The organism is Lutibacter sp. (assembly GCF_013139515.1).
Taxonomy (GTDB): Bacteria; Bacteroidota; Bacteroidia; order Flavobacteriales; family Flavobacteriaceae; genus Lutibacter.
The window spans coordinates 1-19,078 of record NZ_WTAR01000062.1 but is presented as its reverse complement, the minus strand read 5'-3'; the positions used below and the strand labels follow the sequence as shown (position 1 = coordinate 19,078).

Annotated in this window: 14 protein-coding genes; 9 read left to right on the top strand and 5 right to left on the bottom strand. The window is 30.2% G+C overall.

The genetic code is table 11. The annotated features are described in order from the left end of the window. On the top strand, positions 1-651 hold a 651-nt coding region (locus tag GQ540_RS06210), incomplete at its 5' end, for a phosphoribosylformylglycinamidine synthase subunit PurQ (RefSeq protein WP_291798904.1). A 71-nt stretch (positions 652-722) separates the two neighbouring features. Here the strand turns inward: GQ540_RS06210 and GQ540_RS06205 are convergent. The 3 genes from GQ540_RS06205 to pflB form a co-directional block, all read right to left on the bottom strand. Further along, complete coding sequence (locus tag GQ540_RS06205) at positions 723-1,988, bottom strand: OFA family MFS transporter (protein ID WP_291798899.1); 1,266 nt, start codon at positions 1,986-1,988, stop codon at positions 723-725. Between the two features lie 35 nt (positions 1,989-2,023). Beyond that, positions 2,024-2,752 (bottom strand): pyruvate formate-lyase-activating protein, encoded by a 729-nt coding sequence (gene pflA / locus GQ540_RS06200; protein WP_291798895.1) that lies wholly within the window; start codon positions 2,750-2,752, stop codon positions 2,024-2,026. A 101-nt stretch (positions 2,753-2,853) separates the two neighbouring features. Then, positions 2,854-5,079 carry a formate C-acetyltransferase gene (pflB, locus tag GQ540_RS06195; protein ID WP_291798893.1) on the bottom strand — a complete coding sequence of 742 codons (2,226 nt, stop codon included), beginning with the start codon at positions 5,077-5,079 and terminating at the stop codon, positions 2,854-2,856. Between the two features lie 426 nt (positions 5,080-5,505). On the opposite strand from pflB, the gene GQ540_RS06190 reads away from it, so the two are divergent. The 8 genes from GQ540_RS06190 (at position 5,506) to mnmE (ending at position 16,109) form a co-directional block, all read left to right on the top strand. Continuing rightward, positions 5,506-7,284 carry a long-chain fatty acid--CoA ligase gene (locus GQ540_RS06190; RefSeq protein WP_291798890.1) on the top strand — a complete coding sequence of 593 codons (1,779 nt, stop codon included), beginning with the start codon at positions 5,506-5,508 and terminating at the stop codon, positions 7,282-7,284. Positions 7,285-7,366: 82 nt separating this feature from the next. Beyond that, positions 7,367-9,151, top strand: a complete 1,785-nt coding sequence (locus tag GQ540_RS06185) for a long-chain fatty acid--CoA ligase (RefSeq protein WP_291798888.1) — start codon at positions 7,367-7,369, stop codon at positions 9,149-9,151. Between the two features lie 92 nt (positions 9,152-9,243). Next, a complete protein-coding gene (dnaX, locus tag GQ540_RS06180) occupies positions 9,244-10,935 on the top strand; it encodes a DNA polymerase III subunit gamma/tau (protein WP_291798885.1) in 1,692 nt (563 codons plus the stop codon). Between the two features lie 50 nt (positions 10,936-10,985). Further along, a complete protein-coding gene (locus GQ540_RS06175) occupies positions 10,986-12,905 on the top strand; it encodes a cation:proton antiporter (RefSeq protein ID WP_291798881.1) in 1,920 nt (639 codons plus the stop codon). After that, a complete protein-coding gene (locus tag GQ540_RS06170) occupies positions 12,905-13,486 on the top strand; it encodes a tRNA-(ms[2]io[6]A)-hydroxylase (protein ID WP_291798877.1) in 582 nt (193 codons plus the stop codon). The genes GQ540_RS06175 and GQ540_RS06170 overlap by 1 nt, the downstream gene beginning before the upstream one ends. 137 nt (positions 13,487-13,623) lie before the next feature. Further along, complete coding sequence (locus GQ540_RS06165) at positions 13,624-14,064, top strand: DUF4268 domain-containing protein (protein WP_291798875.1); 441 nt, start codon at positions 13,624-13,626, stop codon at positions 14,062-14,064. A gap of 89 nt (positions 14,065-14,153) precedes the next feature. Next, positions 14,154-14,702, top strand: coding sequence for a GNAT family N-acetyltransferase (locus GQ540_RS06160; RefSeq protein WP_291798872.1), 549 nt, complete (start codon positions 14,154-14,156; stop codon positions 14,700-14,702). A 21-nt stretch (positions 14,703-14,723) separates the two neighbouring features. Then, complete coding sequence (gene mnmE / locus GQ540_RS06155) at positions 14,724-16,109, top strand: tRNA uridine-5-carboxymethylaminomethyl(34) synthesis GTPase MnmE (protein WP_291798869.1); 1,386 nt, start codon at positions 14,724-14,726, stop codon at positions 16,107-16,109. A gap of 396 nt (positions 16,110-16,505) precedes the next feature. Here the strand turns inward: mnmE and GQ540_RS06150 are convergent, their stop codons facing one another. Together GQ540_RS06150 and GQ540_RS06145 are read right to left on the bottom strand one after the other, a co-directional pair. Beyond that, positions 16,506-17,276, bottom strand: a complete 771-nt coding sequence (locus GQ540_RS06150; protein WP_291798866.1) for an SDR family oxidoreductase — start codon at positions 17,274-17,276, stop codon at positions 16,506-16,508. Positions 17,277-17,363: 87 nt separating this feature from the next. After that, positions 17,364-19,078 (bottom strand): heparinase II/III family protein (locus tag GQ540_RS06145; protein WP_291798863.1); only part of this gene is annotated, 1,715 nt, incomplete at its 5' end.

Sequence of the window (19,078 nt, the reverse complement as noted above, 5' to 3'; positions counted from 1 at the left end):
CATATGACCGATTTAATTAGTGGTCGTGAAACTTTAGAAGATATTCAGTTTATTGGTGCTGTTGGTGGTTTTTCTAACTCAGATGTATTGGGGTCAGCTAAAGGTTGGGCTGGCGCATTTTTATATAATAAAAAGGCTAAAACTGCTTTAGATAACTTCTTTAAAAGAGAAGATACATTATCAGTGGGGATTTGTAATGGTTGTCAGCTATTTATGGAATTAGAAGTAATTAATCCTGAACATAAAGTGCACGGAAAAATGCTTCACAACGATTCACATAAACACGAAAGTAATTTTACATCGGTAACCGTACAAAAAAATAATTCTATAATGCTTTCGAGCTTAGCAGGAAGTACTTTAGGTGTTTGGATTTCTCATGGTGAAGGTAAATTTAATTTACCAATGAAAGAAAAGGACTACAATATTGTAGCTAAATATGGTTATAATGCATATCCTTCAAATCCAAATGGATCAGATTATAATGTTGCAATGATGAGTTCAAAAGATGGTCGTCATCTAGTAATGATGCCGCATATAGAACGCTCTATATTTCAATGGAATTGGGCTAATTATCCTGAAGGAAGAAAAGACGAAGTTTCGCCTTGGGCTGAAGCTTTTGTGAATGCAAGAAAGTGGTTAGAGAATAAGTAAGATTTTTATTAAAAACTCAAAAAAAGCCTCTTTAAATTATTAAAGAGGCTTTTTTTACTTTAAAGTATAAATTAGGATGAAGAAGCAGCCTTTAAAACGCTGTCATTTTTTTTATACGCTTTTGTTACTAATTGTTTCATCAATAATGATACAATTAATGCTATAACAAATAGGCCTGCAAATACTTCTAAAGTTTCATCTAAAGAGCCTGTGCTTTTCTTAACCATATCATATATTGTAGGCCCAACAACTCCTGCTAATCCCCAAGCGGCTAAAACCATCCCGTGAATAGCACCTAATTGTTTTGTTCCAAACAAGTCTCCTAAAAATGCTGGCAGAGTTGCAAATCCACCACCATACATTGTAATAACAGTAAATAATATTACTAAAAACCCTATTTCGGTTGATATTTTTGGTAAGAAATAAAAGGCTAAAATTTGGAAAGCAAAGAAAACAATGTAGGTATTTGCTCTCCCTAAATAATCTGAAAAACTTGACCAAAGAATTCTACCTAAACCATTAAATACACCTATTAAACCTACCATAGCAGCTGCTTCCATAGGCGTGTAATTTAGTTTTTCTTGCATCATTGGACTTGCTGAAGCAATAATAGCAATACCGCAAGCAATGTTAATAAACATCATTACCCAAATATAGTAGAAACGTGATGTTTTTAATGCTTCATTAGCATCAATATTTGAAATATCAGCTTTTATCTTTTTACCTTCTCCTGGATTGTAACCTTCTGGCATATAACCTTCTGGTGGTCTTTCAATATAGTTTGCCGATGATAAAATTAAAATCATATAAACAACTCCTAAAATGTAAAAAGCATTTGAAACTCCAACAGCATCAAATAATGTTTGCATTACAGGGCCAAATATTAGAGCTGCAAAACCAAAACCCATAATTGCCATACCTGTTGCTAATCCACGTCTGTCTGGGAACCATTTTACCAATGTACTTACTGGCGTAATATAACCTAAGCCTAAACCTATCCCTCCTATTACACCGTAGCATATATAAAATAAAGGCAATGATTCAATTTGAACTGCTAATCCAGACCCTAAAATTCCAACTCCATAAAATATTCCTGCTGTAGTTCCACTAATTTTTGGACCAACTTTTTCAACCCATCTTCCCAAAAAGGCAGCAGATAAACCTAGTAACAAAATGGCAATTTTAAATGCCCATTTAATAACACTACCATCCACTCCAAAAACATCTGAAACAGGGTTAGTCATTACTGAGTATGCGTAAACAGACCCAATAGATATGTGGATTCCTACTGCGGAAGCAGCTATAAACCAACGGTTTTTAAGTTTTTGTGTATTCATATTTTATAGTTTGCATGTTACTTATTGCAACATTTTTAATTTATTTTTATTTCTTTGAAATAATTTTTTAAGATTTCTACTGCTATCTCTATTTCTTCAGGTGTGTTCTCTCTAGCGTCTTTTAATTTGTATTCCCAACCTAAAGCTTCCCATTTATGTATTCCTAATTTATGGTATGGCTGAATTTCAATTTTCTCAATGGTTTTATAGTCTTTAAAATACTTACCCATTGCGTGTAATAACTCAGGCTTACTTGTTATTTCTGGAATTAACACATAACGCAACCACATATTTTTACCTGAAGCCTCTCTATGTGCTGCAAAATTGAATGTTGTTTCTTTATTTCTCATTCCGGTTAAAGCCTCATAACCTTCTTCAGTCATATGTTTAATATCAAGCATTACCAAATCAACATATTCATCTAACAATTCCTTCGTGAATTTGTTTAAAATTCTACCATTGGTGTCAATATTTGTATGAATTCCTTCTTCCTTTAACCTTTTAAAAAAAGGGATTAGCTCTTTTGCTTGTAATAAAGGTTCGCCTCCAGAAACCGTTACACCTCCTTTTTTTCCAAAATAAGGTTTCATTTTAAGGGCAATCTCCATTAATTCTTCTATCTCATATTCTTTACCACCAGTGGTTTCAATAGTATCTGGATTATGACAATACAAACATTTTAGTTTACAACCTTGTAAGAATATTACCAAACGAATACCTGGTCCGTCATGAGTACCAAACGACTCTATTGAATGTACTCTCAATATGTTTTCTTTAGTTTTGATAATTTTCTTTATTTTTAGTTAGTTTAAAGTGTTGAAAGATTAAATATTGAAACCTTTCAACACTTTTATTTTAAGAAATCTTACATAGATTCGTGGAACGAACGCGTAATTACTTCTAGTTGTTGTTCTTGAGTTAAGCGTACAAAATTCACAGCGTATCCAGAAACACGAATTGTTAATTGTGGATATTCGTCTGGATTTTCCATAGCATCTAATAACATTTCTTTGTTTAATACATTTACATTTAAATGTTGAGCATTTCTTGAAAAATAGCCATCTAAAGTTGTTGCCAAGTTTTCTATTTGCTCCTCTTCTGTTGCGCCTAATGATTTTGGTACAATTGAGAATGTATTTGAAATACCATCTTTAGAATCGTTATAATCTATTTTCGCTACAGAATTTAAGGAAGCAATTGCGCCATTACTATCACGTCCATGCATTGGATTTGCTCCAGGTGCAAATGGAATTCCTTTTGCTCTACCATCAGGTGTTGCACCGGTCTTTTTACCATACGCAACGTTTGATGTAATTGTTAAAACCGACATTGTAGGTTCAGCGTCTTTATAAACTGGTAATTGCTTTAATTCATTATTAAATTCAGATACTGCCATTCTAGCTAACAAATCAACATTATCATCATCATTTCCATACATTGGAAAATCACCTTCAATTTTAAAGTCAACTGTTAATCCTTCTTCATTTCTAATTGGTTTTACTTTTGCATATTTTATTGCTGATAATGAATCAGCAACAATTGATAAACCTGCAATTCCATAAGCAATATTAATACCTGGATTTGTATCAATTAAAGACATTTGAGCTTTTTCATAATAATACTTATCGTGCATATAATGAATAATGTTCATAGAATCGTTATAAACTCGTGCAACTTCTTTCATAGCAACTTTAAAGTTTGCCATTACTGTATCAAAATCTAAGTATTCTTCAATATATTCAGGAATACCTTCTACTATTTTTGTTCCTGTAGATTCACAACGACCACCATTTAAAGCTAATAACAACGTTTTTGCTAAATTAGTACGAGCTCCAAAAAATTGAATTGATTTCCCTAATTCTTGGTATGATACACAACAAGCAATTCCATAATCATCAGATCCACGACTTGTACGCATTAAATCATCATTTTCAAATTGAATAGATGATGTGTCTATGGAAACTTTTGCACAATAATCTTTAAAGTTTTGAGGTAATTTGTCAGACCATAAAATAGTAATATTTGGTTCTGGCGATGGTCCTAAATTATACAATGTATGTAAAAAACGGAATGATGATTTGGTAACTTTTGTTCTTCCATCAGCTAACATACCCCCTATCGCTTCAGTAACCCAAGTTGGATCACCTGCAAAAATATCATTATAAGCTTCCATACGTAGGTGACGTACCATCCGTAATTTCATTACAAACTGATCTATATATTCTTGAGCTTCTACTTCGGTAATTACACCTGCTTGTAAATCTCTCTCAATAAAAATATCCAAAAACGAAGAAACATTTCCTAATGACATTGCAGCACCATCTTGTTCTTTAACTGCAGCTAAGTAAGCCATATACGTAAATTGAACAGCTTCTTGAGCGTTTTTGGCAGGAACAGTTAAGTCTAAATTGTACTGTTTACCCATTTCAATCATTTCCTTAAGCGCTTTAATTTGCTCAGAAACTTCTTCACGCAAACGAATCACTTTATCGGTCATAGGACCAGTAATAGCAGCTAAATCTTGTTTTTTTGTTTCAATTAAAAAAGAAATACCGTACAATGCAATACGACGATAATCTCCAATAATTCTTCCACGTGCATAGTTATCAGGTAAACCCGTTAAAAATCCTAAAGAACGGTATTTTTTAATTTCATCAGTGTAGGCATCAAAAACACCATCATTGTGTGATTTTACATATTTAGTAAATAATTCTGAAAGTTGGTCATTTGGTTTTAAACCATGTTCAGATAATGCTTTCTCAACAACTTTAAAACCACCAAAAGGTTTCATGGCTCTTTTTAATAATTCATCAGTTTGTAAACCAACAATTACTTCATTTTTTTGATCAATATATCCCGCTTTGAAAGCATTAATACCTGAAATAATTTCTGTATCAACAGAATGAACTCCATTTCTTGACATTTCTTCTTTTGTTCCTTCTTTACAAATATCCCATAACTTTTTAGTTTTTTCGCTTGGCTGCTCTAAAAACTTATATGTACCATGGTAAGGAGTGATATTATTTCTAACAAAATCTCTTAAGTTAATTTCCTTATTCCAAATTCCGTCTTTAAATTCTTTAGTTTTCATATATATTATATTATTATTCTTAAAATCATCTTTAATTTACTATACAAAAATACGATGAGTTAGACTTAAACAGCTTATAAATAAAGAGTAAATTAACCTATATTATCCAATTATTTACTAAAACGTTTGAAGCGTATAGCTAGCGAACAATATTTAGGTTTTGAAATATAGCCTACACATTCAAAATATGAATTTAGCATAGATTTAGGGTAATTTTGCATATGCATAAAATACGAATATCTCATTAAAATGTCGTAAAAACATCTTTTTCATATTTAAATCATCAAAAAAGTCAAATCCAAAGCGAAATTCACAAAAAAATTAAAAAGCACATCTATTTATTATTCATATTAATAAAACATTAAAAATACTCGTTTTGTAAAATCCTTTTTTTATTTATAATTTGCAAATAACTAACCATTATTTATGAATAAAAGAATTACACGCTTATTTGATTTTGCATATCATCAACTGGCCAGCAATCCTCAAGAAAAATGTTTTAACACAAAAGTAGATAGCAAGTGGATTTCAACTTCAACAAAAAGTTACATTGATCAAGCCAATATAATTAGCAGAGCATTATTAAGATTAGGAGTTAAGCCTAATGATAAAATAGCAGTTGTAACAACCACAAACAGAGTTGAATGGAGTATTTTGGATGTTGCTATATTACAAATTGGCGCTATAAATGTACCTTTATACCCTACTATTTCATCTTCAGATTATCAATACATTATCAGCCATTCTGATGCTGTTTTGTGTTTTGTTTCAGATAAGGAACTTGTTAAAAAAGTTTCAAAAATTAAAGATAAAACTCAAATAAAAGACCTTTATTCATTTGATGATATTAAAAATATTTCTAGTTGGAAATCTTTATTAAAACTTGGTGAAGACGCTTCAAACCAAGCTGAAGTAGATAAGTTAAAAATGAATGTTTTACCTTCAAGTTTAGCAACTATTATTTACACTTCTGGTACAACAGGCACTCCAAAAGGTGTAATGCTTTCGCATAAAAATATTGTAGAAAATACATTTGTTAGCGCTAAAGCTTTAGACTTTAAACCCGGAAAATATAAAGTTTTAAGCTACTTACCTATTTGCCATATTTTTGAACGTTTTGCATTGTATTATTATCAATTTATTGGGTTTGAAATTTATTATGCAGAATCTATTGAGAAATTAGGCGACAATTTAAGAGAAGTACAACCGCATTTTATTCCAGTTGTTCCACGATTATTAGAGAAAATATATGACAAGATTGTTGATAAAGGAAGTAATTTAAACGGATTAAAACGATTGCTCTTCTTCTGGTCACTAAACTTAGGGAAACGTTACAAACCCTATCATGAAAACGGTTGGTGGTATCATTTACAATTAAATATAGCTCAAAAGCTTGTTTTTAGTAAATGGCGTGATGCTTTGGGTGGAAATATTAAATTTTTAGTTTCAGGAAGTGCACCTTTACAATCATTGTTAATTAAAGTGTTTACCGCTGCAGGAATTCCTGTTTTTGAAGGCTATGGAATGACTGAAACTTCTCCAGGTGTGTCCATCAACGATTTTAGGAACGGCGGATTTAAAATTGGTACTGTTGGCAGAATTTTAGATGATATTGAAGTGAAAATTGCTAAAGATGGCGAAATATTGGTAAAAGGGTCAAATATTATGATGGGCTATTTTAAAGATGAGAATTTAACCAATAAAACTATTATTAATGGTTATTTGCACACAGGTGATATTGGAGAATTAGACAATGAAGGTTTCCTAAAAATTACAGATCGCAAAAAAGAAATGTTTAAAACTTCAGGTGGAAAATACATTGCTCCTGCTGCGCTTGAAAGTAAATTAAAAGAATCTCGTTTTATTGAACAAGCAATGATAATTGGTGAAAGCGAAAAAATGCCTGCAGCAATAATTCAACCGCATTTTGAATTTTTGATTGAATGGATAAAGAGAAAAGAATTAAAGATTGATATTTCATCAAACAAAGCAATAATTTCAAACAAAAAAGTGATAAAAAGAATTGGTAAAGAAATCGTTTTCGCTAATAATGAGTTTGGAAATTGGGAAAAAATCAAAGATTTTGAGTTAACTGCTGAAATTTGGAGTATTGAAAATGGTTTGTTAACTCCAACTATGAAAATGAAACGTAAAGCTATTATTCAGAAATACAAACACTTACACAATAAAATTTATCAAAAATAAAATAAAACCTATTGCTATATACTTTCTTGTGAAATCGTATTAATTTTTATATTTTGCGTTAATACAATTCAAACATTTTAAAATGTCAAAAGAAATTACTCGATTATTCGATTTTGCATACTACCAACTTGAAAATTTTAATTTAGAAAAAGCCTTCAATACAAAATATAAAGGTGAATGGATTGCTACTTCAACACAAGAATATATTAACAAAGCAAATGCAATTAGCAGAGGTTTATTAAAATTAGGTGTAAAACCTGGTGATAAAATTGGTGTAATATCAAGCGTAAATAGAACAGAGTGGAACATCTTAGACATTGGAATACTTCAAGTAGGTGCAACAAATATTCCTATTTATCCAACAATTTCTAAAGATGATTATGAATATATATTTAATCACGCAGAAATTACACATTGCTTTTTATCAGATAGTGGATTGTATGAAAAAGCAAATGCAATACGAAAAAATGTTTCATCTCTTAAAGAAATTTACTCTTTTGATGTAATTGAAGGCTGTAAAAATTGGACTGAAGTGTTAGAATTAGGAAAAGACGAAAGCACTCAGCCTGAAGTAGAACAATTAAAAGACAATGTAAAACCATCTGATTTAGCAACTATTATTTATACTTCTGGTACAACAGGAAAACCAAAAGGCGTTATGCTATCTCACAACAATGTTGTAACCAATGTTTTAGACAGTTTTCCAAGACTACCATTATCCGTTGGTGATATGAGAGTTTTAAGTTTTTTACCTATTTGTCATATTTTTGAACGAATGCTACTTTACTTATATCAATATGCTGGAATTTCAATCTATTTTGCTGAAGGAATGGATAAAATTGGAGAAAACATAAAGGAAGTAAAACCTTCATTTATGTCTGTAGTTCCAAGGCTTTTAGAAAAAATTTATGATGGCATTATTACAAAAGGATCTGAGTTAGCAGGAATTAAAAAAATGCTATTCTTCTGGGCAGTAGATTTAGGTTTACAATATCAACCTTACGGTAAAAATGGTTGGTGGTACGAAAGGAAATTAGCACTTGCTAATAAATTAATATTTAGTAAATGGAGAAAAGCACTAGGTGGTAATTTAGAAACTATGGTTTCAGGAAGTGCAGCACTTCAACCACGATTAGCAAAAGTATTTACAGCTGCTAAAATGCAAGTTATGGAAGGTTACGGTTTAACAGAAACTTCACCTGTTACTTCTGTAAATATGTATAAAGATAACTTTATGAGAATTGGTACCGTTGGAAAACCAATTGATAACGTTGAGGTTAAAATTGCTGAAGATGGTGAAATTTTAATAAAAGGCCCAAATATTATGATGGGCTATTATAAAGATGATGAAAAAACCGCAAGTGTTATGACTGGTGATTATTTTCATTCTGGAGATAAAGGGGAGATTGATGAAGATGGTTTTCTTAAAATAACAGGACGTAAAAAAGAAATTTTTAAAACTTCAGGAGGAAAATATGTAGTACCTGCTTTACTTGAAAATGAAATGAAGCAATCTCGTTTTATTGAACAAATTCTTGTAATTGGTGAAGGTCAGAAAATGCCTGCTGCAATTATTCAACCAAATTTTGAATTTTTAAGAAAATGGGCACGTAAACACCACGAACCTGTTTCAGAAAACAATCAAGATTTAATTGAAAACCCACATTCTATTAAAAGAATTCAAAAAGAATTAGACAAAGGAAATAAAAACTTTGCTAAATGGGAAACCATTAAACGTTTTGAATTAACACCCGATGTTTGGGGAATTGAAAATGGGTTGCTAACTCCAACTATGAAGCCTAAAAGAGATGAAATCAAAAAGAAGTACAAGCATTTATTTAATAAAATTTATGATATAAAAGAATAGTTTAACTTCGTTAAGTTATAAATATTTTAAACTTTTAAATATACATTCACAATTCGTTTTCATATTTTTGCAAAACAATTTAACAACAATAAATGGAACAATTTATAGTATCAGCACGTAAATACAGACCTCAGGTTTTTGAGGATGTTGTAGGGCAACAAGCAATTACAAACACCCTTGAAAATGCTATAAAAAACAACCATTTAGCACAAGCATTATTGTTTACAGGCCCAAGAGGTGTTGGTAAAACAACTTGCGCACGTATTTTAGCAAAAAAAATAAATCAGAATAATTCAGAAAACATTGAAGATAATGATTTTGCTTTTAATATTTTTGAATTAGATGCCGCTTCAAACAATTCGGTTGATGATATTAGAAGTTTAACTGATCAGGTTCGTATTCCGCCACAAACAGGAAAATATAAAGTGTATATTATTGATGAGGTTCATATGCTTTCAGCTAATGCGTTTAATGCTTTTTTAAAAACTTTAGAAGAACCACCAGCACATGCTATTTTTATTTTAGCAACTACTGAAAAACACAAAATAATACCAACCATCCTTTCTCGTTGTCAAATATTTGATTTTAAACGAATTGGAGTTTTAGATGCTAAAAAATATTTAGAGAAAATTGCTAAAGAGGAAGGCATTAATGCTGAAGATGATGCGCTGCATATTATTGCGCAAAAAGCGGACGGCGCTATGCGTGACGCGCTTTCAATTTTTGATAGAGTTGTAAGTTTTTCAGGGAAAGAATTAACGCATAAAGCAGTTACTGAAAACCTGAATGTATTAGATTATGATGAGTACTTTCAAGTTACTGATTTCATTCTTCAAAATAAAATACCCGAAGTTTTAATCCATTTTAATTCAATTTTAGGAAAAGGTTTTGAAGGACATCATTTTATAAGTGGATTGGCATCTCATTTTAGAGATTTATTAGTGGCTAAAGATAAAGTTACTATTGATTTACTTGAAGTTGGTGATAATGCTAAAAAGAAATATTTAGAACAATCTAAAAATTGCGATTTACGCTTTTTGCTTCAAGGAATTGAAATTGCTAACGCATGTGATTTAAAATATAAAAGCAGTAAAAATCAACGATTGTTGGTAGAACTTGCCTTAATGCAATTAGCCTCTATCACTTTTGATGGAGAAAAAAAAAATAGCAAACCATACATAATTGCATCACTTCACTTTAACACCGGTCAAATTTCTAAACCAATATTTGTTCCTAAAACAAGTAAAGGAAACACAAATACACTACCTCCTAAAAAAGAAAAAATACCTGTAAAAGAAGTTGTTAAACCGGTATTAAGAACTGGTAAAAGAAGACCTTCATCACTTTCATTAACAAGTGTTGATCGTAAAAAAAAGATTGAAGTTATTGAAGTTGTATATGAAGAAGTTGAAGGTTTACCTACAGATAAGTTTTCTAACGATGAAGCAATTAAACTTTGGAAACAATATTCAGAGAAATTGGTAAGTAAAGGTCAAAAAATTATTTCATCAACAATGAATACTGCTCAGCCTGTGGTAAAATTGAATAATCTTCACATAATACTTCCTAATAATGTGATGAAAGAGCAGCTAGAAAGAGCAAAAGGACCATTGTTGAAATTTTTAAGAGAAAGTTTAAACAATTTTAAAATTGAACTTGTAATTGATGTAAATGAAGAAATTACTAAAAAATACGCATACACACCTCTAGAAAAATATGAAAAATTAAGAGAGAAAAATGAAGCTATAGCATTACTTAAAAAAACATTTGATTTAGACTTATAAATTTTGTTTTTAAACTTCAATGAGTATCTTTAACCAATAAATTACTTAATTTGGATATAAAATTATTAATCACCTTTTTAGTTGGCTTTTTAATTGTTGCAATTGCATCAAATGAAATTGCAAAAGTTTTTCAAAGAATAAAATTTCCGTTAATTACTGGCCTTATCATAACTGGTATTATTGCTGGTTCATCAGTTCTAAATTTTATAAGTCCAAAAGCGCTTACTGAACTCAATTTTTTAAATGAAATAGCATTATCAATCATTGCTTTTTCAGCAGGTTCTGAGTTATATTTAAACGAGTTGCGTAGTAGAATTAACAGTATTAAATGGATGACAATTGGGCAACTTGTAATTACTTTTGTTATGAGTGCCACGGTTATTTATTTTGTTGCAGATCAAATTCCATTTATGGCAGAAATGCCATCAACTCATAAAATAGCAATCTCGGTTTTATTTGCAACAATTTTTGTTGCCAGATCACCATCCTCTGCAATTGCTGTTATAAACGAAATGAGAGCAAACGGTCCGTTTACAAAAACAGTAATGGGCGTAACTGTGGTAAAAGATGTATTGGTAATTATTCTTTTTGCTATTTGTTTATCAATAGCTAAAGCACTTATAAATAATGAATCAACAGGTGTTTTATTCTTTGTTATTTTACTTTTTGAATTAGTAGCTTCTTTTGGACTAGGTTATTTATTAGGTAAACTACTACAAATTCCTTTTTTAACAAAAGCCGACAAACAATTAAAAGGAATTGCAATATTGGTAATTGGTTATGGAGTTTATTTATTTTCGCATTATGTTAAAATAAAAACACTCGAATATTTTCATCATGAATTTATTTTAGAACCGCTATTAATATGTATTATTGGTAGTTTTGTTCTTACAAATTACAGCAAACATCGTATTGAATTTTCTGAAACCTTAAAAGAAATAAGTCCGTTAATTTATATTGTATTTTTCACATTAACAGGAGCTTCATTATCTGTACAAACATTAATTAGTGTGTTTGGCATCGCTGTTGGTCTTTTCTTTTTACGTTTAATAACTATGTTTTTTGGAGGTATTGTTGGAGTTTATGCAGCAAAAGATAATAAAAAATATTTACCAATTGCTTGGATGCCTTATTTAACACAAGCAGGAGTTGCATTAGGTTTAGCGACCATAATTTCACATGAATTTCCAGTTTGGGGACATCAATTTGAAACAATCGTAATTGCAATAATTGTAATTAATCAATTGGTGGGTCCTCCTCTATTCAAATGGTCACTGAATTATGTGAAAGAAAGTCATTTACGTGCTAAAACTCCACAGTTTGATGGCTCACAAGACGCTGTGATTTTTGGTTTAGAGAATCAATCCATTGCATTAGCTCAACAATTACAAAAGCACAAATGGACTGCGCGAATTGTAAATATTGAAAAGAAGAGTAAAAATAAGACTGACGACTTAGAAGTTATAAACGTATCAGAAATTAATTTAACAGCTCTTAAAAAGCTGAAATTAGAAAAAGTAGAAGCGGTTATCTTAATGCTTTCTGATGATCTAAATTACCAATTGGCTGAACTTATTTACGAACATATTGGAACGAAAGATGTAATTGTACGTTTAAACAACCGTGATAATTTTGAAAAATTTCATAAACTTGGAGCTTTAATAATTGAGCCTGCTACTGCTATTGTTAGCCTTTTAGACCATTTTGTAAGATCTCCTAGCGCAACATCATTATTATTAGGAATGGATGATGGACAAGATTCAGTTGATCTTGAAATTAGAAATGAAGATATACACGGTATGCGATTACGAGATTTAAGATTACCTGGAAACATCTTAGTACTTTCGGTAAAACGAAAAGGACAACTTTTGGTTTCACACGGTTATACTCGTATGCGATTAGGTGATGTTATAACCTTAGTTGGTTCTGCAACTAGTTTAGAAGAACTTAAATTTAAATTTGATACATAATGCTTGGCTTAAAACTTCCTACAGACCCACGTTGGGTTAACATTGCAGAAAAAAATATTGATGAAATTTTAATAGATCACGCACACTGTGAGTTAAAAGCTGCTTCTACAGCAAATTCATTAATTATGAGTTTTCCTGAATATTCTGAATTAGTAACGGAAATGGTTTCTTTAGTAAAAGAAGAAATGAGTCATTTTAAAATGGTGCATGAACGTCTTTTAAAAAGAAATATAAAATTGGGTAGAGATCGTAAAGATTTATATGTTCATGATTTATTAACTTTTTTTCCAAAAGGAGGTAGCAGAACTACACAATTAGTACATCGTTTATTATATGCGGCACTTATTGAAGCTAGAAGTTGTGAACGTTTTAGACTACTCTCTGAAAATATTCAAGACAAAGAACTCGCTAAATTTTATAGAGATTTAATGGTGTCAGAAGCAAATCATTATGTACTATTTTTAAACTTTGCTCGTGAATTTGGAGAACGAAAAGAAGTAGACATAAAATGGAATGATTTATTAGAATATGAAGCTAAATTGATGAAAAATTTAGGAACTTCAGAAACTATTCACGGATAAATTTTAATTCAAAATTAAGAAAGTTAAATAGAGTAAAAAATCAACTATATCACTTTTAACACTATAAATTTCGTTAAATAAAACTAAAATCAATAAGAAATAATTACTCAACAAATTAACGATTAAACAATTTAAAAATGTTTAGTAAAGAAGAATCTACACAACTTAGAAAACTATTTTGGACAAGTTTTGGTAAATCTTTTCCAAGAAAATGGATATTGTATAACACTCAAATTAAAGATTTCAGTTTTAAATTTGTTGCCAATAAAAAACAAGCCATGGTTTGTTTAGATATTGAAGCTTTTGATAAAGGTAAAAACAAACTGCTTTTCGATCAAATTTTAGAACTAAAAAGCAATTTAGTTGAAGATTATATACCTGATGTTATTTTTGATGAACTCTATTTATTGGAAAATGGTAAAATTATTCATAGAATATATGTAAAATATAATGGGGAATTTAATATTCATAATAAAGATACTTGGCAAGGTGCATATCTCTTTTTCAATGAAGCCATGAATCAGTTTGAGTTGTTTTATGAAGATTTTGAAGATTTTATAAAACAAGTTATCTATTAACTTTTAACGCATTCAAATTTCATTTAATAAATATCTATAAAATAGTAATTGATAATCCTAGCTATCCGGAAGTATAAAACAAAATTAAAATGAAATTTCTACCTTTTCCTGAAATAAAAACAGAAAGACTACAATTAAGAAAAATTGAAGAATCGGATTGCGATGTTATCTTATTTTTACGTTCAGATAAAACTGTCAATAAGTTCATAAAAAGGACAAAAAGTAGAAGAACTAAAAATAAGGCAGACGCACTTAAATTTATTACTAAAATAGATAACGGAATCAAAAACAATAAATTTATTTCTTGGGGCATCACATTAAAAAACAACCCTAAAATTATTGGAACAATTTGCTTATGGAATTTTTCAAAAAATAATAAAATTGCTGAAGTAGGTTATGATTTAAATCCAATTTTTCAAAGAAAAGGAATTATGAGTGAAGCTCTTAATTACATTGTAAATTTCGGTTTTAACACACTAAATCTTAGTAAAATTGAAGCATTTACTCATATTAAAAATGAAAATTCTAGAAGGCTATTAGAAAAAAATGGATTTAAGTTTATTAAAAATAGAATCGATAGAGGAAATACCTTCAACATCATATTTGAAATAGAAAACCCTGCAGCTAATTCTCATTAAAAAAACACTATTTTTGCAACAATGAATCAAATAACGAATGATACTATAATTGCTTTAGCCACCTCATCTGGTGTCGGTGCTATTGCTGTTATACGCTTATCTGGTGAAGATTCAATTAATATTGTAAATAACTTTTTCAAATCTAAATACGGAAACAAAGATTTAACAACGGTAAAATCACATACAATCCATTTAGGAAATATTATTGATGGCAACCATATTATTGACGAAGTTTTGGTGTCTATATTTAAAAATCCTCAATCATATACTGGCGAAAATGTGGTTGAAATTAATTGTCACGGTTCTGTTTATATTCAACAAGAAATATTACAACTATTTATAAAAAACGGTGTTAGAAATGCAAATGCGGGTGAATTTACTTTGCGTGCTTTTTTAAACGGAAAAATGGATTTAAGTCAGGCTGAAGCAGTGGCCGATTTAATCTCTTCAAATTCAGCAGCTTCACACCAAGTTGCTTTACAACAAATGCGTGGTGGCTTTAGTTCTGAAATTCAAGATTTACGTCAGCAATTATTAAATTTTGCTAGTTTAATTGAATTAGAACTTGATTTTGCAGAAGAAGATGTTGAATTTGCTGATAGAACTGAATTCAAAAATTTAATTTCAAAAATAAGTAATGTTTTAAAACGCTTAATTGATTCTTTTGCATTAGGGAATGTCTTAAAAAACGGTATTCCGGTTGCAATTGTTGGTGAACCCAATGTTGGTAAATCAACCTTGTTAAACGCATTATTAAATGAAGAAAAGGCCATTGTAAGTCATATTGAAGGAACAACAAGAGATGCTATTGAAGATGAAATTACTATTGATGGTGTAGCTTATCGTTTTATTGATACCGCTGGAATTAGAAATACAGAAGATTTTGTTGAAAATATTGGTATTCAAAAAACTTTTGAAAATATTGAAAAAGCACAATTAGTACTTCATTTAATTGATGCTTCAAAAGTTGAATTACTTCAACATAAAAGTGCTGAATTAGAAGATAAATATCCAAATAAAAAAATACTTACTATTATTAATAAGGCTGATTTACTTTCAAAAGAAGTTATTTTAAACCTGAAATCACAATTTTCAAATATTATTATACTTTCTGCAAAGCATAAAGATGGAATTTATAAACTTACTACAACATTAACACAATTAGCCAACAAAGGAGCCCTAAGTAATAATGAAACTATTGTAAGTAATTCTCGTCATTTTGAAGCTTTAAACAATGCTTTTAATGCTATAAAAGAAGTTGAAAAAGGTATTGAGGCTAATATTAGTACTGATTTGTTTTCAATTGATATACGTCAGGCATTATTTCACTTAGGAGAAATTACAGGGGAAGTTACAACAGAAGATTTATTAGGTAATATTTTCGCTAATTTTTGTATCGGGAAATAACCGCAGTTATTAAACATATAATTAAAGGGTAATAAATGCTATGTAACTACCTAATCGGTTTATATTCATCCCTCGTGCAAAATTTAATATTTCTTCAATTCTATTAGATCTCATACTTGTGGTATCGCAATTTACTTGCATAATTTTTTGAAACTCGCTAGTGTAAATTTCACTCATTTTATTCATATTTTTTTAAGTTGTTCAATTTCTTTTTGTAGTGCTTTGATACGTTTTATCTCATCTTTAGTTTCTACCATAGCTCTAGTGTTCATGAGATCTTTACGGTCATACTTTCGAATCCATTCATTAATGGTTCTCTGTAACGTCTAGTTACTCTGTCGTTTTTATACATAACTGTTTAGAATTATGTAGCCTTATTTCAGGACGGGGTCATTATTATCGAATAGCATATCCTCCATCCACACGAATGGTTTCACCTGTTACAAAGTCAGAAGCTTTAGAGGCCAAGAACACTGCAGTACCTGCTAATTCTTTAGGTTGCCCCCAACGACCAGCAGGTGTTCTTAACATTATTTCATCATATAGAGCTTGGTTTGTTTTTATAGGTGCAGTCATATCTGTTTCGAACCATCCAGGTACAATAGCATTTACTTGAACATTATATAATGCCAACTCAACTGCCATTGATTTGGTTAGCTGAATGACAGCTCCTTTTGCTGTACTGTAAGATGGAACTCTAGCAGAACCAAAGAATGAATACATGCTGCCAATATTAATAATTTTTCCCCGATTATGTTGTGCCATAGATTTTGCTACCAATTTTGATAACAAGAAAACAGCATTCAATTGTGTCTCTATCACAGCATCCCAATTTTCTTCTGTTTCATTAAGAATTCCACCACTTAAATTGATAATACCAGCATTGTTTACAAGGATCGTAATGTTACCTAATTCCTTCTCCACTCTTTTTACAGCTGGTTCTAACTCAGAACGCTTTGCTATATCAACCTGTAAAGCCATAGATGAATTTCTTATTTTTTTTAATTCGGAAAGAATTTTTTGATTTTTTTCTTCGTTACGTCCAAATATTGCTATTGAAGCTCCAGCTTCTGCAAGACCTATTGCAATGCTCCTTCCAATACCTCCATTACCACCAGTAATAATCGCTACACTACCTGAAAGGTCAAATAATTTTATTGGTGTCATATAATTTTAGTTAATTTAATTTTTGCTTGTACCTAACATGTTATAATAGTTAAAACAAAAGAATAAGAAAGGTTATCCATAAAAAATTTATTTTATTATAATTTTCATTGACTGATCAGGAGAAATTTTAATGATACTACCCTCAAAATTTAAATACACATCCGAACTCTGAATATTTCGTATAATTGCGCCATTATCTTCAACAATTACGGCTACATCAGATGGAGTTTCAAATTCTACATTTTTTCTACCCAAATTTATTTTTAACACATCAAAAGCAACTTTCATATTTTCTTTCTCAAACTGGTAACCAAATATACCTGGCTTTGAAAAACTTTTAACTAAGCGCCAATCCATAATTGATTTAACATCTTCATCATCATTTATTCTCTTTTCAAAATTTTTGAAAGGAGCTAAAACTGTGATAAAATTAAATTGATTTATGTTGTTTTTTGATAAAATTGACCATTGCTTTCCTCGTGCACCATCATTTTTTAGATCATCAATAGAATTTAATTGATATATATCCAATCCAGAACCATTATCAAATGTTGATCTCAGCAAATTTGATGATTTTTCTATGGTATAATGACCTTGCCAAACTTGTTTATAGTCATGTAATTCATTCGAAGAAAAGTTATCTTTCACAACCCAAAATTTATTTTCAAAATTTATTACTTGCCTTGAATAACCCACTCCAACATCATCAAATCCATCATGACTTCCAACAAACACTTCTATCTTTTCATTTGCAGACCAAGAAATAACTTTAGGGTTTGGTAGTTTTTTAAATTTCCCAAAACCACTTCCTCCTTTGTTTGATTTATATTCTTTTCCTTGTAACTCATCATCAACTAAAGCTACATTTTTAGTCATGGAATTTTTAAAGAGTTCTAAATCTTTTAAGTAATACCTAACTTGATAATTTGGAAGAATAACTTTTCCGTTTGCCATAGCTTGAATGCCTAACATATCTCCATGTTGATGGTCTGGTTTTAAATCATCCAATCCAGCAGAAATAATCATCATATTTTCTGAAGCTTTCCATCCTTCTCTCATAATATAATAACCTGTTGTTGGGAATTGGACAGATTTGTACTCTGATTTTTTGGATTGAATATTTTTGAGCATCAACAATTGCGAATCACTCAAATACCAAAACATTTTAGCTTCTACATGATTATTTGCAAAATATCCCATTTCAGCATCTTCAAACAACAAATAACCCAATGTTAAAGCACCTGAGATATCATTTTTTTCTGCCCAAGGTGCATCTGTATCATCAGAAAGTACAGGAGCAGACTTATCAGGGTAGGCAATTTTAATTAAAGTTGTGAATAACGATTTTAACTTATCTTCCCAAAATTTATTAACCTCTAAATTACTGTTTTTTGCTAATTGATATACATAATAAAAATTACCAATATCGCTTTTATGATAATGCACAGTACGTTCAAACTGGAAACCATCATCATTAATTTCTTTGGCTAAATGTTCTTCTAATAATTTCATGGCAAGATCGTACCACTTGTCTGTACCTTCAAAATCTCTTAATAAAATGGAAATCATTGCCAAAGCAGACAATCCTCTTGTTTGATGATTTCCAGAATGAAATTTCTGATTGCGTTCGTATAAATGTGCTCCATGTTGTAATAACGTAGTTATGGTTCTTAATTGGTCTTCATCAGAATAACTAGCTTCACCTAAAAACATATTATGAATTTGTAACCAGTTCAAAATTCTATAACCAGATCTAAACGCTTCAAAAACACCATTACCATCTTCAATTTTTTCGTACTCAC

Coding starts and splice junctions, on each gene's coding strand:
- mnmE (WP_291798869.1), top strand. CDS start 14,724: ATGAATCAAATAACGAATGATACTATAATTGCTTTAGCCACCTCATCT.
- GQ540_RS06170 (WP_291798877.1), top strand. CDS start 12,905: ATGCTTGGCTTAAAACTTCCTACAGACCCACGTTGGGTTAACATTGCA.
- GQ540_RS06150 (WP_291798866.1), bottom strand. CDS start 17,276: ATGACACCAATAAAATTATTTGACCTTTCAGGTAGTGTAGCGATTATT.
- GQ540_RS06185 (WP_291798888.1), top strand. CDS start 7,367: ATGTCAAAAGAAATTACTCGATTATTCGATTTTGCATACTACCAACTT.
- GQ540_RS06190 (WP_291798890.1), top strand. CDS start 5,506: ATGAATAAAAGAATTACACGCTTATTTGATTTTGCATATCATCAACTG.
- GQ540_RS06165 (WP_291798875.1), top strand. CDS start 13,624: ATGTTTAGTAAAGAAGAATCTACACAACTTAGAAAACTATTTTGGACA.
- pflB (WP_291798893.1), bottom strand. CDS start 5,079: ATGAAAACTAAAGAATTTAAAGACGGAATTTGGAATAAGGAAATTAAC.
- dnaX (WP_291798885.1), top strand. CDS start 9,244: ATGGAACAATTTATAGTATCAGCACGTAAATACAGACCTCAGGTTTTT.
- GQ540_RS06160 (WP_291798872.1), top strand. CDS start 14,154: ATGAAATTTCTACCTTTTCCTGAAATAAAAACAGAAAGACTACAATTA.
- GQ540_RS06205 (WP_291798899.1), bottom strand. CDS start 1,988: ATGAATACACAAAAACTTAAAAACCGTTGGTTTATAGCTGCTTCCGCA.